Source organism: Steroidobacter gossypii (genome assembly GCF_016801985.1).
GTDB classification, from domain to species: Bacteria; Pseudomonadota; Gammaproteobacteria; order Steroidobacterales; family Steroidobacteraceae; genus Steroidobacter; species Steroidobacter gossypii.
The window spans coordinates 692711-709375 of the sequence record NZ_JAEVLS010000002.1 but is presented as its reverse complement, the minus strand read 5'-3'; the positions used below and the strand labels follow the sequence as shown (position 1 = coordinate 709375).

The 16665-nt window shown below is 63.3% G+C and carries 14 protein-coding genes; 4 read left to right on the top strand and 10 right to left on the bottom strand.

From position 1 onward, the window contains the following. Positions 1–29: 29 nt before the first annotated feature. The 3 genes from JM946_RS10295 to JM946_RS10285 all read right to left on the bottom strand — a co-directional run bounded on the left by JM946_RS10295 (position 30) and on the right by JM946_RS10285 (position 3496). Positions 30–467, bottom strand: a complete 438-nt coding sequence (locus JM946_RS10295) for an ExbD/TolR family protein (RefSeq protein WP_203167205.1) — start codon at positions 465–467, stop codon at positions 30–32. Then, positions 467–1102 (bottom strand): MotA/TolQ/ExbB proton channel family protein, encoded by a 636-nt coding sequence (locus tag JM946_RS10290; protein ID WP_203167204.1) that lies wholly within the window; start codon positions 1100–1102, stop codon positions 467–469. Before JM946_RS10290 ends, JM946_RS10295 begins: the two co-directional genes overlap by 1 nt. Before the next feature lie 72 nt (positions 1103–1174). Next, positions 1175–3496: a DNA internalization-related competence protein ComEC/Rec2 gene (locus JM946_RS10285; protein WP_203167203.1), complete on the bottom strand. Its 2322-nt coding sequence runs from the start codon at positions 3494–3496 to the stop codon at positions 1175–1177. 133 nt (positions 3497–3629) lie between these two features. Between JM946_RS10285 and JM946_RS10280 the strand changes: the two genes are divergently transcribed. Next, positions 3630–4166: a DUF2062 domain-containing protein gene (locus JM946_RS10280; protein WP_203167202.1), complete on the top strand. Its 537-nt coding sequence runs from the start codon at positions 3630–3632 to the stop codon at positions 4164–4166. Between the two features lie 38 nt (positions 4167–4204). On the opposite strand, the gene lolD is transcribed toward JM946_RS10280, so the two are convergent. From lolD to JM946_RS10265, 3 genes are read right to left on the bottom strand one after another with little or no spacing between them, the layout of a single operon-like run. Continuing rightward, positions 4205–4885, bottom strand: coding sequence for a lipoprotein-releasing ABC transporter ATP-binding protein LolD (gene lolD, locus JM946_RS10275; RefSeq protein WP_203167201.1), 681 nt, complete (start codon positions 4883–4885; stop codon positions 4205–4207). A 28-nt stretch (positions 4886–4913) separates the two neighbouring features. Beyond that, the gene (locus tag JM946_RS10270) at positions 4914–6161 is read right to left on the bottom strand and encodes a lipoprotein-releasing ABC transporter permease subunit (protein WP_203167200.1); all 1248 of its coding nucleotides are present in this window, start codon (positions 6159–6161) and stop codon (positions 4914–4916) included. Beyond that, positions 6154–7419: a lipoprotein-releasing ABC transporter permease subunit gene (locus JM946_RS10265; RefSeq protein ID WP_203167199.1), complete on the bottom strand. Its 1266-nt coding sequence runs from the start codon at positions 7417–7419 to the stop codon at positions 6154–6156. The genes JM946_RS10270 and JM946_RS10265 overlap by 8 nt, the downstream gene beginning before the upstream one ends. 252 nt (positions 7420–7671) lie before the next feature. On the opposite strand from JM946_RS10265, the gene JM946_RS10260 reads away from it, so the two are divergent. The 3 genes from JM946_RS10260 to JM946_RS10250 all read left to right on the top strand — a co-directional run bounded on the left by JM946_RS10260 (position 7672) and on the right by JM946_RS10250 (position 12537). Next, positions 7672–7977 (top strand): hypothetical protein, encoded by a 306-nt coding sequence (locus JM946_RS10260; RefSeq protein ID WP_203167198.1) that lies wholly within the window; start codon positions 7672–7674, stop codon positions 7975–7977. Positions 7978–8191: 214 nt separating this feature from the next. Beyond that, the gene (gene mfd / locus JM946_RS10255; RefSeq protein ID WP_203167197.1) at positions 8192–11791 is read left to right on the top strand and encodes a transcription-repair coupling factor; all 3600 of its coding nucleotides are present in this window, start codon (positions 8192–8194) and stop codon (positions 11789–11791) included. Positions 11792–11874: 83 nt separating this feature from the next. Further along, on the top strand, positions 11875–12537 hold the full coding sequence (locus tag JM946_RS10250; RefSeq protein WP_203167196.1) for a CsiV family protein: 663 nt from the start codon (positions 11875–11877) through the stop codon (positions 12535–12537). Here JM946_RS10250 and JM946_RS10245 read toward each other — a convergent pair. The 4 genes from JM946_RS10245 to JM946_RS10230 are packed head-to-tail and all read right to left on the bottom strand — an operon-like array spanning position 12534 to position 16655. Continuing rightward, positions 12534–13478, bottom strand: coding sequence for a diguanylate cyclase domain-containing protein (locus tag JM946_RS10245; RefSeq protein WP_203167195.1), 945 nt, complete (start codon positions 13476–13478; stop codon positions 12534–12536). The two genes, JM946_RS10250 and JM946_RS10245, sit on opposite strands and share 4 nt — an antisense overlap. Positions 13479–13483: 5 nt before the next feature. After that, positions 13484–14527: a beta-N-acetylhexosaminidase gene (gene nagZ / locus JM946_RS10240; RefSeq protein WP_203167194.1), complete on the bottom strand. Its 1044-nt coding sequence runs from the start codon at positions 14525–14527 to the stop codon at positions 13484–13486. Between the two features lie 5 nt (positions 14528–14532). Beyond that, on the bottom strand, positions 14533–15867 hold the full coding sequence (gene rlmD, locus JM946_RS10235) for a 23S rRNA (uracil(1939)-C(5))-methyltransferase RlmD (protein ID WP_230979587.1): 1335 nt from the start codon (positions 15865–15867) through the stop codon (positions 14533–14535). Next, on the bottom strand, positions 15864–16655 hold the full coding sequence (locus tag JM946_RS10230; RefSeq protein WP_203167192.1) for a 3'-5' exonuclease: 792 nt from the start codon (positions 16653–16655) through the stop codon (positions 15864–15866). Before JM946_RS10230 ends, rlmD begins: the two co-directional genes overlap by 4 nt. Positions 16656–16665: the final 10 nt, after the last annotated feature.

The window sequence follows — 16665 nt, the reverse complement described above, 5'->3', positions numbered from 1 at the left end:
CGTCGTTCTTGGTCTGTTGTTCGGGCCCCTTATTGAGCGGGGCCCGTGGTGCTCTGGTCGTTGACTGTGGCAATACTGATGGCCTTGAAACCGAGGCGGCCGAGCACGTCCATGGCCGTCACCACCGATTGATGCGAGCTGCGCGCGTCGGCGCGGATGGTCACCGGCAGATCGCGGCGTTCGCCGGCCAGCTTCGATACCGCGGCCGACAAGGTCGAGGGGCTGGTGTTGATCAGCACCTGACCGTTGACACGATACTCGCCGGTGGCGGTCACGGCCACCTCGATGGGATCTTTCTTCTGCTCCGCCGCCGGCTCGGTGCTGGCCTGGGGCAGTTGCAGCTTGATGCGCGACTCGTCCACGAAGGTGGTCGAGACCATGAAAAAAATCAGCAGCAGCAACACCACGTCGATCAGCGACGTGAGGTTCATTTCCGGCTCTTCGTGATCCTTCGGCCGCAGGTTCATCAGCCGACTCCGTGCTCGGCGCTGAGCTGCCGGGCCTGAGCTTCCAGCGCCTCGACCAGCTTCATGGCCTCTTTTTCCATCTGCACCACCAGCGTCTGCACGCGGCCCCGCAGATATTTATAGGCCAGCAGCGCCGGAATAGCGACCGTAAGGCCCGCAGCGGTGGTGATCAACGCCTCGGCGATGCCGCCCGCGAGACTCGCCGGATTGCCGATGCCGGCGGTGGTGATGGCATTGAAGGTGCGGATCATGCCCAGCACCGTGCCGAGCAGGCCCATCAGCGGCGACAGCGACGCGATGGTGCCGAGCGTGCCGATGAAGCGATCCAGCTCATGCACCACGTGCCGGCCGGTATCCTCGATAGCCTCGCGGATCACCACGCGATCGCGATACCGATTGGTCAGACCCGCGGCGAGGATCTTGCCGAGCGGCGAGTTCTGCTGAAGCGCCGCGATGTGCTTGTCCTGGATCTGCTGCTGCTCGACCCAGCGCCACACCTTTTCGGTGAGCTCGCCGGGCAGCACGCGCTTGGTCTGCAAGGTCCAGAGACGTTCCAGAAAAATGGCTGCGGTCACGATGGAGGCGAGAATGATCGGCCCCATCATGATGCCGCCGGCTTTCACGAGTTCGAACATGACTTGTATGAATGTCCGTGGGTTGGCGGATTATTCCGCCGCATGTTAGCAGCTTTCGTCGCAGGGGCATCACTACCGGGTCCAGTAACGTCGCTGTGTGTGACGGTGCTCAAAAACTCGAGCGGCAACTCGGCCCTCGTGAGGGTCGAAGGTCACGCGGATCGCGCCGCTTGCGCTGGTGTCGTAGTTGCGCGCGCCCGCTGCGCGCCAGCGCTCGACCACGGCCGGACGTGGGAAATTCCAGCGATTGCGATAGCCGGTGGAAAAAATCGTCACATCCGGTCGCAGGCCGGCGACGAATAGCGAACTCGAGGAAGTGTCACTGCCGTGATGAGGCGCGACGACCACGCTTGCTGGCCGCAGCTCACGCTCCAGCAGCTCGCGTTCGGCGGCTGCCTCGATGTCTCCGGTCAACAACGCTGAACCGTCGCGGCCGCTGATCCTCAGCACGCATGACCCGTCGTTGTCGCGTCGAGATTCAGCCTGCGCTCCGGCACCGAATTGCGGATGCAGGACCGTGAAGGTCACATCGTCCCAGCGCCATTGTTGGCCGCGCTCGCATTCGATCCTATCCGGCGGCGCCTGATTGACTGCAGCGCCGACCGAGACCGCGCGCACTGGCAGAGCTGCGAGCATGTCACGCAGCCCGCCGCTGTGATCCTGATCGCCGTGACTGACCATCAGCATATCGATATGAGTCACGCCGGCATGACGCAGAAAAGGCAGCACTGCCAGCTCGGCAGCCGAGCGCCCGGATTGAAACGCCGGGCCCGTGTCGTACACCAGCACATGCGAATGCGTTCGCACCACCACGGCCAGCCCCTGCCCCACATCCAGCACCGTCAGCTCGAATGCGCCAGGCGCCGGAGTGGGCGCGCGATAAAACATCATGGGCAAGCACAGCAGCGCGCCCGCGATCCGTAGCGGCCAGATTGCCGGCAGCATCGTCAACGCCACTCCCGCGACCAACGCAACGAACACCGGCCACGACGGCTGCGGTGCATGCCACACCGCCAAAGGATGTCGAGCCAGCCATTCCAACAACGGCCAGCCCGCGTCCAACAGCAGCACCGGAAATTGCAATAGCAGTGCGCCTGCCGCCGGGTGAATCGCTGCCGCCAACGTTCCCAGCAACACGCCAGGGACGATCAACACGGTGAATGCCGGCGCCGCGACCGCGTTTGCAAGCGGCGCGACCAAGGACAAGTTGCCGAAAGCGACCAGCAACACCGGGATCAATCCAATCGTCACGGCCAGTTGCACTCGGCAGAAGCTGACGATCGCACCCTCACGCGTGAGCCGACCCGATACGGCCATCAAGATCACCATTACCGCGACGAACGACAGCCACGCTCCCGGCGCGAGCGGCGCGAATGGGTCGAGCAGCAGAATCGCGACCACCGCCACGCTCAGCGATCTGCCGATGCCCAAGGTGCGGCGCCGCCAGCGCAGGCCGAAATAGATACATAGCATCACTAGCGTACGCTGCGTGGGAATCGACAGCCCGGCCAGCACCGAATAGATGACCGCCGCCGACATGCCCGCGAGCACCTGGCCATGCATGGCCGTGAGACCAAACGATTGCGCACCACGCCAGCGAACAATGTTTCCACCGCACCAGGCCGCCAGCATGGCGACCATGCCGACATGCAAACCCGAGATGGCCATCAGATGAGTGGTGCCGGTCGCAGTGAATACGCGCCACTGATCCACTGTCATCGTGCGGGTGTCGCCGATCGCCAATCCCTGCAGCACACCGAGCATCTCGTGCCCGCCTGCGGCTTCAGCGATGCGGGAGCCGATCCATGCACGGACTCGGGCGATCACATAGCCCTGCGGAGAACTCTCCAGGCGCCGGTTGTCGCCACCGTCGCGGACATAACCGGTGGCGCCGAGACCTTCACGGAACAAGTAACCTTCGTAATCGAATCCGCCCGGGTTCGCGAACCCACTGCGACGTTTCAAACGAACGGTGAGCTGCCAGTGTTCGCCAGGCTGCGGTGCCAGAGGTGCGCGATACCAGGTCAAACTCAGCCGCATCGGAACGTCGGGCGCCGCATCGACGACCTCCAACACGAACTGAGGATCGACACTCGAGTCCGGCAACGAAGCGATCCAGCCACGCACGACCAGATCCTGACCTTCGAGCGCCGCCGGCAGATCGTTCGCCAGGCGCAGCGCTGCATGACCCCAAGCCCACGACACCCCCAACAATGCCGCCATCATTGCCGTTCGAACCGCAGTTCCGCCTCGCCAGCGCGCCGCGAAGCGGCCTCCCGCGAGAGTAGTCATCAATGCGAGCACGAGTATCGCCAGCCCGGCCCGCCCAGGCAGCCGCGACAGGTTGTGCACGGCGCAGTGACCCGCAAGAAATGCCAAGGCAATCGCACCCATTGCGCCTCCTTGCGCGTGCGCCAACTCCGCCTTCCCAACTGCGCGGAAACTCACCACGCGCACAGGAAGAAATCCATCGCGGCGGACTGCCGCCGCTGAGATAATCCCCGTCCGTTCCTCGCACGGTCACTGCATGCCCAGACGCGTCTTCAAGCCCCTGAGCCGCCAGCGCCACCGCTGGAAGGAACGCTGGTTCATGCGGCCTTTCCGCCTGCTGCTGGAACATCCGGCGTACTGGAGCTTGAACCGTCGCAGCGTCACGCGCGCTTTCGCGCTCGGCCTGCTGATCGCGTTCGTGCCCATTCCAGTGCACATTCTTCTCGCCACCCTGCTCGCGCTGTTGTTCCGCTTGAACGTGCCGGCTGCGATCGTGGGAACGTTTCTAACCAACCCGCTCACCATGGTGCCCATGTACATGGGCGCTTACTGGGTGGGCTGCAGCCTGCTCGGCATCAGCGGCGGTCACATCGCCTTCGAAATGAGCTGGGAGTGGTTGAGCACGGCGCTGCTGCCGATCTGGAAACCGTTCCTGCTCGGGTGCCTCGTGCTCGGCATGGCCGCGGCGCTCAGCGGCTACGTGCTGTTGGGCGGAGTGTGGCACCTCAGCCTCGTGCTCAAATATCACGAGCGCAAAGGCGCCAAGAGCAAAGTACCAAAGAATAACGACTGATTTTCGCTGCTCAGCCGGAGAGCCGTATCGGCAAGCTGTCAGGTTGGGTGGAGTTGCCCATCGCTCAGAGTCAGCGAGCGTTGCAGTTGAGCGGCGAGCTCCGGCGCGTGAGTCACGATGATGAGCGCGGTGCCCAGCTCGCGGTTCAATTCCAACATCAGATCGAAGACCTGGCGCGCATTCGCGCCGTCGAGATTGCCGGTGGGTTCATCGGCGAGGACCACGGGCGGCTTCGTAACCAATGCCCGCGCGACCGCCGCGCGTTGACGCTCACCGCCTGACAGCTGTCCCGGCCGATGCTCGAGTCGCGCGCCCAAGCCCACGCGTTCCAATAACTGCCGCGCCTGCGCACGCGCCTCCGCCACCGACACACGTCGAATCAGCAACGGCATCGCGACATTCTCCAGGGCCGTGAACTCGGGCAGCAGATGATGAAACTGATACACGAAGCCGAGCGCGCGGTTGCGCAAGTCGCCGCGCTCCTTGTCCGAGAGCTGATTGATCTGTTGCCCAGCGATGCTCACCGTGCCGGACGTCGGCAGATCCAAGCCACCCAACAGCTGCAACAACGTGGTCTTGCCCGACCCGGAAGCGCCGACGATGGCGACCCGCTCGCCAGGATGAATCGCAAGATCGATGCCCTTGAGCACATCCACGCGGGCATCGCCCTGCTGGAAATATTTGGTCAGGTTGCTACAAGCCAGAACCGGATCGGACATTTCTCTAGCGTTCTCGTTGGGTTTTTGGTCAGTCATGCCGCAACGACTGCGCCGGCTGAGTGCGGGCAGCGCGCCATGCCGGATACAGCGTGGACAATGAGCACAGCAGGAAGGTCGTCACACTGATCTTGATCACATCGGCCCATTGCACCGTGGCCGGCAGATCGCTGATGTAATACACCTTGGCGTCCAGGAAATGCACGCCTAGCAGCGCTTCCAGGCCGTGAATCAATGTTTCCAGATTCACCGAGATCAGCACGCCCAGCGCCACGCCCGCCACCGTGCCGATGAATCCGATGGCGGTGCCCTGAGTCATGAAGACCGTCAGGATGCCGCGCGGCGAGGCGCCGATGGTGCGCAGGATCGCGATATCGGCGCGCTTGTCTTTGACCACCATCACCAGCGTGGACACGATATTGAACGCCGCCACCGCCACCACCAGCAGCAGGATCAGGAACATGGCCGACTTGGTGAGCTGGATGGAGCGGAAGAAGTTGGCGTGCTTGCGGGTCCAGTCGTCGATGTAATAACCGCCGCCGAGCGACAGCGCCAGCTCGCGCACCAGCTGTGGCGCAAGAAACATATCCGAAAGCTTCAGGCGCACTCCGGTGACCTGATCGCCCATGCGATACAGGCGCGCGGCGTCCTCCATGTTCACATACGCCATGTTGCGGTCGAACTCGTACATGGCGGCATTGAAGATCCCGACCACCTTGAAACCGCGGTGGCGTGGCATCACGCCGACGGGAGTCGTGTTACGCAGCGATGTCACGACGATCACGCGATCGCCCAGCGAAACCTCGAGCGCTTTCGCCAGCTCCGATCCCAACACGATGCCGTAGCTGCCCGGCTCCAACGCTTCGAACGAGCCCGACGCCATCTTCTCGGTGATCGAGGTGACCTTGCGCTCATGGTCGGCCAGCACGCCGGTCATCACCGCGCCGCTGCTCTTCGAGCCTGCGATCAGCAGCGCCTGCGCTTCGATGTAGGGCGCGGAGGCAACCACCTCCGGATGCTCTTCGATCTTCGCGGCCGTTCCCTGCCAATCGGGCAAGCCGGAGCCGAACGCGCTGATTGAAGCATGCGAAGTGAGGCTGAGAATGCGGCCGCGCACTTCACGCTCGAAACCGTTCATCACCGACAGCACCACGATGAGCACCGCCACGCCGATGGCGATGCCGAGCATGGAGATCGTCGAGATGAAAGACACAAACCGGTTGCCGCGAGTGGAGCGCAGATAGCGACGGCCGATGAGAAATTCGTAACGCTTACTCATAGCGCAACGCTTCCGCCGGCTCGGTCGCCGCGCCACGCAGCGAGGGATAGATCGTGGCCAGCACCGTGAGCACCAACGCCGTGACCGTAATGGTGATGACCTGTGGCCACTGAACCTCGGAAGGCATGTCCGAAATCACGAATACGGTGGGATCGAATACTTTGACGCCCGCCAGGCCTTCGAGGAACGGCACGATGGTACCGACGTTGAAGGCCAGCAGCAGACCGACGATCAAGCCGAGCAGCGCGCCGAACCAGCCGATCAGCACGCCTTGAGTCATGAACACGCCGATCACGTCGCGCGGCGTCATGCCCACGGTGCGCAGGATGGCGATGTCGGTGCGTTTCTCGTTCACCACCATCACCAGCGCGGCGACAATGTTGAAAGCGGCCACGGCGACGATGAGCATCAGGATCAGGCTCATCATGGTCTTCTCGATACGCACGGCGCGGAAGTAGCTGGCGTTCTCGATGGACCAGTCGCTGACTTTGAGTTGGCCGCCGAGCGCTTGATTGATTTGTGGCGTGCGCACCGGCGCGGCGAAGATATCGTCGAACTTCAAACGCAGTCCGCCGGGAATGCCGTGCGTGCCGGCGAGCCCCGAGGCGTCCTGAAGGTGGACCAGCCCGAGCACGTTGTCGAGTTCCTGCGCGCCAGCCTCGAACACGCCGCTGACGATGAAATTCTGAATGCGAGGCTTCAGGTCGATGCCGGCGATGGCACCCTCACCGCCATTGGCCATCGCGGGCACCAGCACCGTGATCTCGTCTCCCACTCGAGCGTCGAGCGCATACGCGAGCCCTGAGCCCAGAATGATGTGCTGCTCGCCTGGGATCAGGTCGCTGAACCGACCCACCTGCATATGGGCGCCGACGTCGGAGACCTGCGATTCCAACTCGGGATCCACGCCGCGAATCAGCGCGGCGCGCATGTCTTCGCCACGACCGAGCATGCCCTGCAGATCGATGAACGGTGCGACCCCCACGACACCCTCTTCCTTGCGGATGCGCTCGGCCAGCTCCGGCCAGTCCTCGAGTTGTTCAGGTTCGCCGGACAGGGTGGCATGGGAGGCCAGGCTGAGCAGCCGCCCCCGCATCTCGCCCTCCAGCCCGTTCATCACCGAAATGACGGTGATCAGCGCCGCCACCCCGACGCAGATGCCCAGCATCGAAACCCAACTGATGAATGAGACGAAGAAGCCTTGGCTGCGACTGCGCACGTAGCGCAGTCCGATGTAGAGCGGCAGGGGGTGGAACATGTGCCTCCTTTGGGCGCGCAAGGCTACCTTGCGGCGTGCCTTATGGAAACTGCCGCCAAAACTGTGAACTGCGACCACAATTCGGGGCGCCGCGCTTGGCCCTTATGTAAGCCCTGCTATACAGTCGCCGCGGCCCTTGCGCCGTCGGCGGCGCATCGAGAAGGCGCTGCGTCGGCGGCGCATCGAGAAGGTGCGCCGTCGGCGGCGCACGGTGAACATGGGTCAAAAAGGAATCCCGCTTGGGAGGGGTGTATGAGCTTTCAGATTCGCCCGAAACTGCGTAACAAGCTGCCACAGCTGCTGGCCGGTGTGGCCATGGCCATTGGCGCCTCGATGTCGGTGAGCGCCGACGTGCTGACCACCCCGTCGGCCCCCGCGGCCGAGCAGGCCAATCGCCCTGCCCGCGGCATGTCCATGGACAAGGTCGAAGCCACCTATGGCGCCCCCACCCGCCGGGAAGCGGCCGTCGGCGAACCGCCGATCACCCGCTGGGAATACCCCGGCTTCGTGGTCTATTTCGAGCATCACCTGGTCATCCATACGGTCGCCATCGGCTAGAAGTGACTGACGACTGGTGACTACTGACTGGTCAGAGTCGCCTCTGCCCAGGTCATCCCCAGTACCCGGCTCTCCTCTGCTACCCTTGCCCACCTCGGGGACGCCTCACGGCGTCGTCCCGAGTGGCGTGTATTGCATTCCGCCGGCGAGACACCACTTGGCCGGAGGCCACGCTGCGCCCTTCTGACCAGTCATTAGCCATCCGTCAATTCTAATGTCCGAACGTCCGCTTCTTCCCAGTCGTACGCAACTGCAAGTTCGTTGGGGCCAGCTGTACGGCTCCGCGACTTCCCTGTGGTTGGCCGAGGCTGCCCGCAAATCCTCCGGCCCGCTGCTGGTGATCGCGCACGACGCGCGCCAGGCCAGCCGCACCGAAGACGAGCTGCGCTTTTTTTGCGAGCCCGGCACGTCGATTGAAACCTTCGCCGGCTGGGAGACGCTGCCGTACGACCTGTTCTCGCCGCACCCCGACATCGTTTCGCAACGGCTGCGACTGCTCTCCACCCTGCCCCGGCTGACCCGCGGCATCGTCATCGTTGATCTGGAAACGATGCTGCAGCGGTTGCCGCCGCAGGCTTATATCGACGCGCATGCTTTCGATCTGCGCGCCGGGGAGACCTTCGATGTCGCCGCGTTTCGCGAGCGGCTGACCGGCGCGGGCTACGTCTCCAGCTCGCAGGTGATGGCCCCGGGCGAGTTCGCGGTGCGCGGCTCCATCGTCGATCTGTATCCGATGGGCAGCGACACGCCTTACCGCCTCGACATGTTCGACGACGAGGTCGAGTCGATCCGCAAGTTCGATCCCGAGACGCAACGCTCCGGCGACAAAGTGCCCGCGCTGCGTTTGCTGCCGGCGCGCGAGTTTCCGCTCACCGCCGAAGGCATCCAGAACTTCAAGCGTCGCTTTCGCAATCGTTTCCCGGGCGACCTCACGCGCATGGCGATCTATCGCGATATCGCCGAAGGCGCGCCGCCACCGGGCATCGAATATTACCTGCCGCTGTTCTTCGACAAGACGGCGACGCTGCTCGACTACCTGCCGCCGAACACCATCATCGCCGCCGAGCGCGAGATCGATTCGATGGCGACGCAGGCGTTCACTGAAGTCGAAACGCGTTACGAGCAACGCGGCCACGACGTCGACCGTCCCATCCTGCTGCCGCGCGAAGTGTTCATGCCGGTGGCGGAGTTCATGCAGCGGATGACGTCATATCGACGCATCGAGCTGTCGCGCGTGGAGCTGGATCCGCTCACTCAGAACCTGCCCTATCAGAATTTCTCCACTCGCCAGCCGCCCAGTCTGCGCGTCGATCAGCGCAGCGAAGAGCCCGCGCGCGAGCTAGTAAACTTCCTCGGATCCTTCTCGGGCCGGGTGCTGCTCGCCGCCGAGTCGGCCGGTCGCCGCGAGATGCTGATCGACCTGCTGACCAAGAGCCGCTTGAAGCCGCAGTTGGTCGACAGCTGGTCGGCGTTCAACACGGGCAAGGACCGCGTGGCGATCACCGTCTCGCCCATCTCGACCGGCTTGCTGCTGGACGAGCCGCCGCTGGCATTGATCGCCGAAGAACAGTTGTTCGGCGAACGCGCGCGTCAGGAACGGCGGCGGCGCCGGCCCGAACGCGATCCGGAAAAAATCATTCGCGACCTCACCGACCTGCATCCCGGCTCACCGGTGGTGCACGAGGAATATGGTGTAGGTCGCTTCGTGGGACTGACCACTCTGGACGTCGGTGGCCTCACCAGCGAATTCCTGGTGTTGGAATACGCCGAAGGCGACAAGCTGTACGTTCCGGTGCAGGCGCTCGATCTCGTCAGTCGCTACACCGGTGCGCCCGCCGATCAAGCGCCGCTTCACAAGCTCGGCGGCGATGCTTGGGAAAAGGCGCGCAAGAAAGCCGCGCAAAAGATCCGAGACACGGCGGCCGAGCTGCTGGACTTGTACTCACGCCGCGCCGCGCGTCAGGGCGAACAATTGGTTGCGCCTGAAGACGACTTGCGCGCGTTCGAAGCGGCGTTCAAGTTCGAAGAAACACCCGATCAGGCCCAGGCCATTCGTTCCGTGATCGAGGATCTCGGCAGCGGTCAGCCGATGGACCGCGTGGTCTGCGGTGACGTGGGCTTCGGTAAGACCGAAGTCGCTCTGCGCGCTGCGTTCGTCGCCGTGCAAGCGGGCAAACAGGTTGCGGTGCTGGTTCCGACCACCCTGCTTGCGCAACAGCACTATCAAACATTCGCAGATCGCTTCGCGGACTGGCCGGTGCGAGTGGAATCGTTGTCCCGATTCCGCACCTCCAAAGAAGTGAACCAGGTGTTGGAGACGCTGGAGTCCGGGCAGACGGACATCGTCGTCGGCACGCATCGCCTGCTGCAATCAGGGGTGAAGTTCGCGCGGCTCGGCTTGCTCATCATCGACGAAGAGCATCGTTTCGGCGTCAAGGACAAGGAGAAGTTGAAACAGCTGCGCGCCGAAGTGGACGTGTTGACGCTCACCGCGACGCCAATTCCCCGAACGCTGAACATGGCGATGGGTGGTTTGCGCGAGCTGTCGTTGATCACCACGCCGCCGGTGTCGCGACTGTCGATCAAGACCTTCGTTTCGCAATGGGATACTGCCACCATTCGCGAGGCCTGTCTTCGTGAGCTCCGCCGCGGCGGTCAGATTTATTTTTTGCACAACAGCGTCGACACGATCGAGAAGACCGCACGCACGCTGGCCGAACTGGTGCCCGAGGCGCGTATCGCGGTGGGCCACGGTCAGATGCGCGAGCGCGAACTCGAGCAAGTGATGTTGGATTTTTATCATCAGCGGACCAACCTGCTGGTGTGTACCACCATCGTCGAAAGCGGCATCGACGTGCCGTCGGCGAATACGATCATCATCGATCGGGCCGACAAGCTGGGTCTGGCGCAGCTGCATCAGCTGCGTGGGCGCGTCGGTCGATCGCATCACCAGGCATATGCTTATTTGATGACGCCGCCGCGCAATCTCATGACTGCAGATGCCGTCAAACGGTTGGAAGCGATCGAGTCGCTCGAAGATCTCGGCGCGGGGTTCACGCTCGCAACTCACGACTTGGAGATTCGTGGTGCGGGCGAGTTGCTTGGCGAGGAACAGAGCGGACAGATCCAGGAGATCGGTTACGCGCTGTATATGGAGATGCTGGAGCGCGCGGTGAATGCGCTGAAGTCGGGCAAAGTGCCGCAGCTCGACGAGCCCATGCACCAGGGGCCCGAGGTGGACTTGCATGTGCCGTCGTTGCTGCCGGACGAGTATCTGCCGGACGTGCATTTACGACTGGTGCTGTACAAGCGAATCGCCGCGGCGAAAACCAACGAAGAGTTGCGTGAGCTGCAGGTTGAGATGATCGATCGTTTCGGTCTCTTGCCGCCGCCGGCGAAGAACTTGTTCCGTATTGCCGAGTTCAAACAGGCGGCGCGGGCGTTGGGACTGCGCAAGATCGACATCGGGCCGGGCGGCGGCTCGGTCACATTCGAGAGCGACACCAAGGTCGAGCCTGGCACGCTGATTCGCTACGTTCAGCGCAATTCGCGGACGCATCGGCTGGAGGGTGGCAACAAGCTCAAGTTCACCATGAACCTGGAGCAGGAGGAGCTGCGCTTTACGCAAGTCGAGCAGTTGCTCTCCGAACTCAGCCGCACCACTCCCACTCCTGCCGAACTCGCCGCTGAGAAAGCTCGCGAGAAGGCCATCGCCGCGGCGGCCTCGAAGTCAAGTGCGCCAGCGAAGATTCCGGCTCCGAAGCCCACCGTGAGCTACAAATCTTCTGGGTCGGGTAAACGCTTCAAGAGGTAAGGTCGATGGCCACTGGCACCGTTCATCTTCCTTGCAAAACCTTCCGGGATCCGGGAGCGGCGGGCAGCTGGTAAACTTTCGCCATGAGCCATTCAGCTTTGTTCGGTCGTTGGGCGCGCACACGTATGCTGGGCGCGGCGGTGTTGATTGCGTCCCTGATGTCGGTGGGGTCGGCGGTTGCACAGCAGGCGGCGCCGACGCAGTCGTACGATGTCGAGCTGCTGATCTTTCGCAATCTGACGGGCAAAGAGACGCCCGAGGACTGGGGCGTGGAAGCCGCGGGAGCGGCGCAGCGACTCGACATTCCGGAGGACGAGCTGTCTTCGAGCGTGCTCGAAGCTGTACCCACGGTGGCCGCACCGACCGTTACGTTCCCTGCTCTGCCTGCGTCGAAGATGAAACTGCAGGCCATCGAGGACACGATGCGCCGCAGCCGCGGTTATCAACCGATCGCGCACATCGGCTGGACGCAGCCGGGTTACGCCCGCAACTCCGCCAAGTTCCTTTCGGTCAGCTCGCTGGTGCCGGCGTCGTCCGGTCTACAGGGCCAGATCGCGTTGTCACGCGGGCGCTATCTGCATCTGACATTGGATCTGGTGCTGGACGGCGCCGCCAGTGGCGACGGTCAGCGCTACGTACTGCGACAGACGCGTCGCATGCGGAGCAACGAGCGGCATTACATCGACAGTCCGAAATTGGGCGTGATCGCGATCATCACGCCGAGCACCGCGAGTGGCGCTGATTAATCAGCCTCCCGGCTGACCACGCGATTGCGGCCGAGGTCCTTGGCGTCTCGGAGCGCCTGCAAGGCCAGCTCGTAAACGCGTTCGGGGGCGGCGTCGTGCGGGGGCACTAGAGAAACAACGCCGGCGCTTGCGGTCACATAGCGGGACACAGGCGAGCGCGGATGATGAATAGCCAGATCTTTCACGCGTCCCAACACGGCTTCGGCTAATTTGGAAGCCTGCGCCAGATCCAGACCGGTGGTGACCGCGGCGATCTGATCCTCATCGAAGCGGCCGCACAGATCGCTGGCGCGACGGAAACATCCGCCGATGACGCGAGCGATGCGCTTGAAGGACTGATCCGAGCCGTTCTTGCCGAATGTTTCTTTGTAGGTGAAGTAGCAGTCCAGGTCGAACAGCAGGAAGCTGAGCCGCCGCGATTCGCGCTGCGCCAGGCCCCAGTCGCGCTTCACCAGCTCGTCGAAATAGGTCCGTCGCAGCAGGCCGGTGAGCTTGTCGTCGCGCAGATACGCCAGCATGGTCTGCGTGCTCAGCGAGGGATCGGTCTTCTCGGCGGACTCGCGCAGACGCAGGCGATCGCCCCCCTCGCGATGAAAACCTGCGAAGTGCGTCACATTGCCGTTGGCGTCGCGCAGCGGCTGAATGGTCACTTCGTTCCAGAACATCGTGCCGTCTTTGCGATAGTTGCGCAGCGTGGTGTGACACGATGTGCCCTGCCGGAGCGCCGAGCGGATCTTGTCCAGGCCTTCCTGTTCATGATCCTCGCCCTGCAGGAAGCGCAGGTTGCGGCCGCGGATATAATCGGCGTCGTACCCGGTGAGCCGCTCCATCGCGGCGTTCAGGAACACCACCGGGCGGTCGGCGGCGCGAGCGTCGCAAATGACCATGCCGTCCGGGGCGGCTTCTACCAGGCTCTGCAGCAGTGTTGCGTCGACGCTCATAATTGTTACGAATTCAACCGGAGATCCGGCCGCTCCATGCAGCCTTTGACGGCCCCCTCGCAGGTCTGCCAGTCGCTCGAAGCGTGTAGCGCCTCCCGGGTCAATCCCGGCTTGCCGTGCAGGCGGGCCATGCGGACTTGACTTAAAGGATCCCCGCTCCCCGTCAAAGATGCGACGACTTGGAGCACACCTTTGCGATCGTTGGCCATGCAAAGCACGTCACAACCGGCCGCCAGCGCCGCTTTGGCGCGAGCCGGCATGTCGCCGATCACACTGGCGCCGGCCATCGACAGATCGTCGGTGAAAATCGCGCCGTCGAAACCGAGCCGGCCGCGGAGCTCGTTTTGCAGCCAGCGGCGCGAGAAGCCGGCCGGTTTGTCGTCCACGTCGCTGTACACGACATGGGCCGCCATGATGGCGGGTAGCCCATTGTCGATCAGCCGGCGGTACGGGATCACGTCGTCGTCGATGTCGACCAGCGGCCTGCGGTCCACCGGCATGGCCACGTGCGAATCCGGGGCCACGAAACCATGGCCGGGATAATGTTTGGCGCAGGCGGACATGCCCGCCTCGCGCATGCCGCCCATGAACGCGATGGCCAGCTCCGAAACCACTCGCGGATCGCGATGGAAAGCGCGATCGCCGATAACGCTGCTGGCGCCATAGTCCAGGTCCACGCAGGGCGCGAAGCTCATATCGATGCCCACGGCCCGCAGCTCCGCGGCCATCAGCCAGCCGCACTGGCGGGCCAGCAGCTTGCCAGCCGCTGCATCGAGGTCATATTCGCGACCGATCAACCGCATCGAGGGCAGCACCGTGAATCCCTTGCGGAACCGCTGCACCCGTCCGCCTTCGTGATCGACCGTCACCAGCAACGGCGGCGAGCGGACCGCGCGGATGTCGGCGACCAGCTCAGTCAGCTGCTCGACGCTCTCGAAATTGCGGGTGAACAGGATCACGGCCCCGACCAGCGGATGGGCCATCAGCTCCCGATCCTCCTGGGTCAGGGTCGTGCCCTGGATATCGATCATCAATGGACCGAGGGTCATACTGATCACTTCGTGAATAATGCGGCCGATTCGACGTGCGCCGTATGCGGGAACATATCCATCACACCCGCCGCCTGCAGCTTATAACCATGCTCGTGCACGAGAATACCCGCGTCCCGCGCGAGACTGCCGGGATGACAGGAAATGTACAACACAGTGTCGGCTCCCGACTTAGCGACCACCGGCAGCACTTCTTTAGCTCCGGCGCGCGGCGGATCCAGCAGAACCTTGTCGAACCTGCCGGCCCATGGCGCCGTGAACTGAGCCATGGCGATGCTTTCGTCGGCGAGATTGGCCGTGTGAAACTGAACATTTGTGAGCCCATTGCGAGCGGCATTCGCGCGGGCGCGCTCGACCAGCCCGGCCTCGCCTTCCACGCCGATCACCTGCCCGGCCCGGCGCGCCAGCGGCAGGGAAAAATTGCCCAGGCCGCAGAACAAATCGAGAACGCGGTCATTTGCGGCGGGTGCGAGCAACGTCATCGCCCGATCGATCATCTGCAGATTGAGCGGGCCGTTGACCTGCACGAAATCGGTCGGCAGGAACTGCAACGTGAGATCGAACGCGGGCAGCCGATATTCCAACGGCGCGGCCTCGTCCATCGGCGCGACGGTCTCATAGCCACCGGGCTGCAGAAACATTTGCACCGAGTGCTCGCGACCAAAACCACGCAGCAACTCCGTATCCGACTCGGTCAACGGCTCGAGCACGCGCACGACCAATGCGACCGCGTTATCCGCCACCGCGACTTCGATCTGCGGCACGCGATTGCGAATGCTCAGCGCGGTCACCAATTCGGACAGCGGGACGAGCAATTGGTCCATCGGCGGCTGTAACACCTCGCAGCGCCGCAAATCCGTGATGTATGGGGTGCTGCGCTCTCGAAAGCCGACCACTGTCCGATGCTTTTTCGGAACCCAACGTGCAGCGAGTCGCGCACGCCGGCGATAGTTCCAAGTGCTCGCCTGCAACGGCGGCAGAATGTCCCGCGGCGTGACTTTGCCGATTCGGGTTAGCGAATCCATCAGCTGCTTTTGTTTGAATTGCAGCTGCTGATCCACGGCCAGGTGCTGCAGCACGCAGCCGCCGCACATGCCGAAATGAATGCAACGCGGCTCGACGCGATCCGGCGAAGGCTCGATCACTCGCAACAACTGGCCTTCGTCGAAATTGCGGCCGCGCTTGATGCGTCGCCATTCGACCAGCTCGCCCGGCAGCGCGTCGTCGATGAACACAGTCTTGCCGTCGACATGTGCGACGCCGCGGCCTTCGTGCGACAAGTCGGTGATCTTCGCCGTCTCGGGCTGGGCCGACGGCCGCCCGCGTGCCCGTGCGTTCAACGCTGCGTCTCCCAGGCCGTGGTCTCCCATGCCGACAGGAATTCCTGAAAGTGAGGTTTGCCCTGCGCCGCCAGCACGTCGCGCACCCTGGCGACTTCGGCGTGATATTCCTCGCGCAGCAGCCGGCCGCGCATCATCTCGAAGCGCAGATAGATCAAAAACGTATTCAGCACGTCGGTTTCACAGTAATTGCGGATGACCTCCAGCTGCCCATCCAGGTACGCATCCCAGACTTTGTCGCCGCTCATGCCCAGCTTGCCCGGCAGCCCGAGCAACGTGGCCGCAGCTTGCAAGCTCACGCGCGCGCGGCCCTGGTAGCTGGACAGCACATCCATCAGATCCAGATGCCGGCAGTGATAGCGGTTCAAATAGTTGTTCCAGCGGAACGCCTGGTCCTCATCGCCGCTCTCCCAGTAGCGCGGCGCGACGATGCCGTGACGAAGCGCGCGATAGTGCAGCACCGGCAGATCGAACCCGCCGCCGTTCCAGGACACGAGATCGGGCGTGTACTTGTCGATGCCGTCGTAGAAGCGTTGAATGATCTCCGCTTCCGACGCGCTCGGATCGCCGAGCGACCACACCTTGAACGTATCGCGCGAACGCAGCGCCACCGAGATGGCGACCACGCGCTGCTGCTCATACGAAAGGAACTCGCTGCCGGATTCCTCGCGGCGCTTGGCCTGCATCACGTAGCCGACCTGCTTGTCGCTCAGGTCGCCAAGGTCGTAGATGCGCCGGCCAAGCTCGACGTCCGGGATGGTTTCTATGTCGAAAACAAATACGGGCATGTTGGAGTCG

Coding starts and splice junctions, on each gene's coding strand:
- JM946_RS10230 (WP_203167192.1), bottom strand. CDS start 16,655: ATGCCCGTATTTGTTTTCGACATAGAAACCATCCCGGACGTCGAGCTT.
- mfd (WP_203167197.1), top strand. CDS start 8,192: ATGTCCGAACGTCCGCTTCTTCCCAGTCGTACGCAACTGCAAGTTCGT.
- JM946_RS10260 (WP_203167198.1), top strand. CDS start 7,672: ATGAGCTTTCAGATTCGCCCGAAACTGCGTAACAAGCTGCCACAGCTG.
- JM946_RS10270 (WP_203167200.1), bottom strand. CDS start 6,161: ATGAGTAAGCGTTACGAATTTCTCATCGGCCGTCGCTATCTGCGCTCC.
- JM946_RS10245 (WP_203167195.1), bottom strand. CDS start 13,478: ATGAGCGTCGACGCAACACTGCTGCAGAGCCTGGTAGAAGCCGCCCCG.
- JM946_RS10295 (WP_203167205.1), bottom strand. CDS start 467: ATGAACCTGCGGCCGAAGGATCACGAAGAGCCGGAAATGAACCTCACG.
- JM946_RS10280 (WP_203167202.1), top strand. CDS start 3,630: ATGCCCAGACGCGTCTTCAAGCCCCTGAGCCGCCAGCGCCACCGCTGG.
- lolD (WP_203167201.1), bottom strand. CDS start 4,885: ATGTCCGATCCGGTTCTGGCTTGTAGCAACCTGACCAAATATTTCCAG.
- JM946_RS10265 (WP_203167199.1), bottom strand. CDS start 7,419: ATGTTCCACCCCCTGCCGCTCTACATCGGACTGCGCTACGTGCGCAGT.
- JM946_RS10290 (WP_203167204.1), bottom strand. CDS start 1,102: ATGTTCGAACTCGTGAAAGCCGGCGGCATCATGATGGGGCCGATCATT.
- JM946_RS10285 (WP_203167203.1), bottom strand. CDS start 3,496: ATGGGTGCGATTGCCTTGGCATTTCTTGCGGGTCACTGCGCCGTGCAC.
- JM946_RS10250 (WP_203167196.1), top strand. CDS start 11,875: ATGAGCCATTCAGCTTTGTTCGGTCGTTGGGCGCGCACACGTATGCTG.
- nagZ (WP_203167194.1), bottom strand. CDS start 14,527: ATGACCCTCGGTCCATTGATGATCGATATCCAGGGCACGACCCTGACC.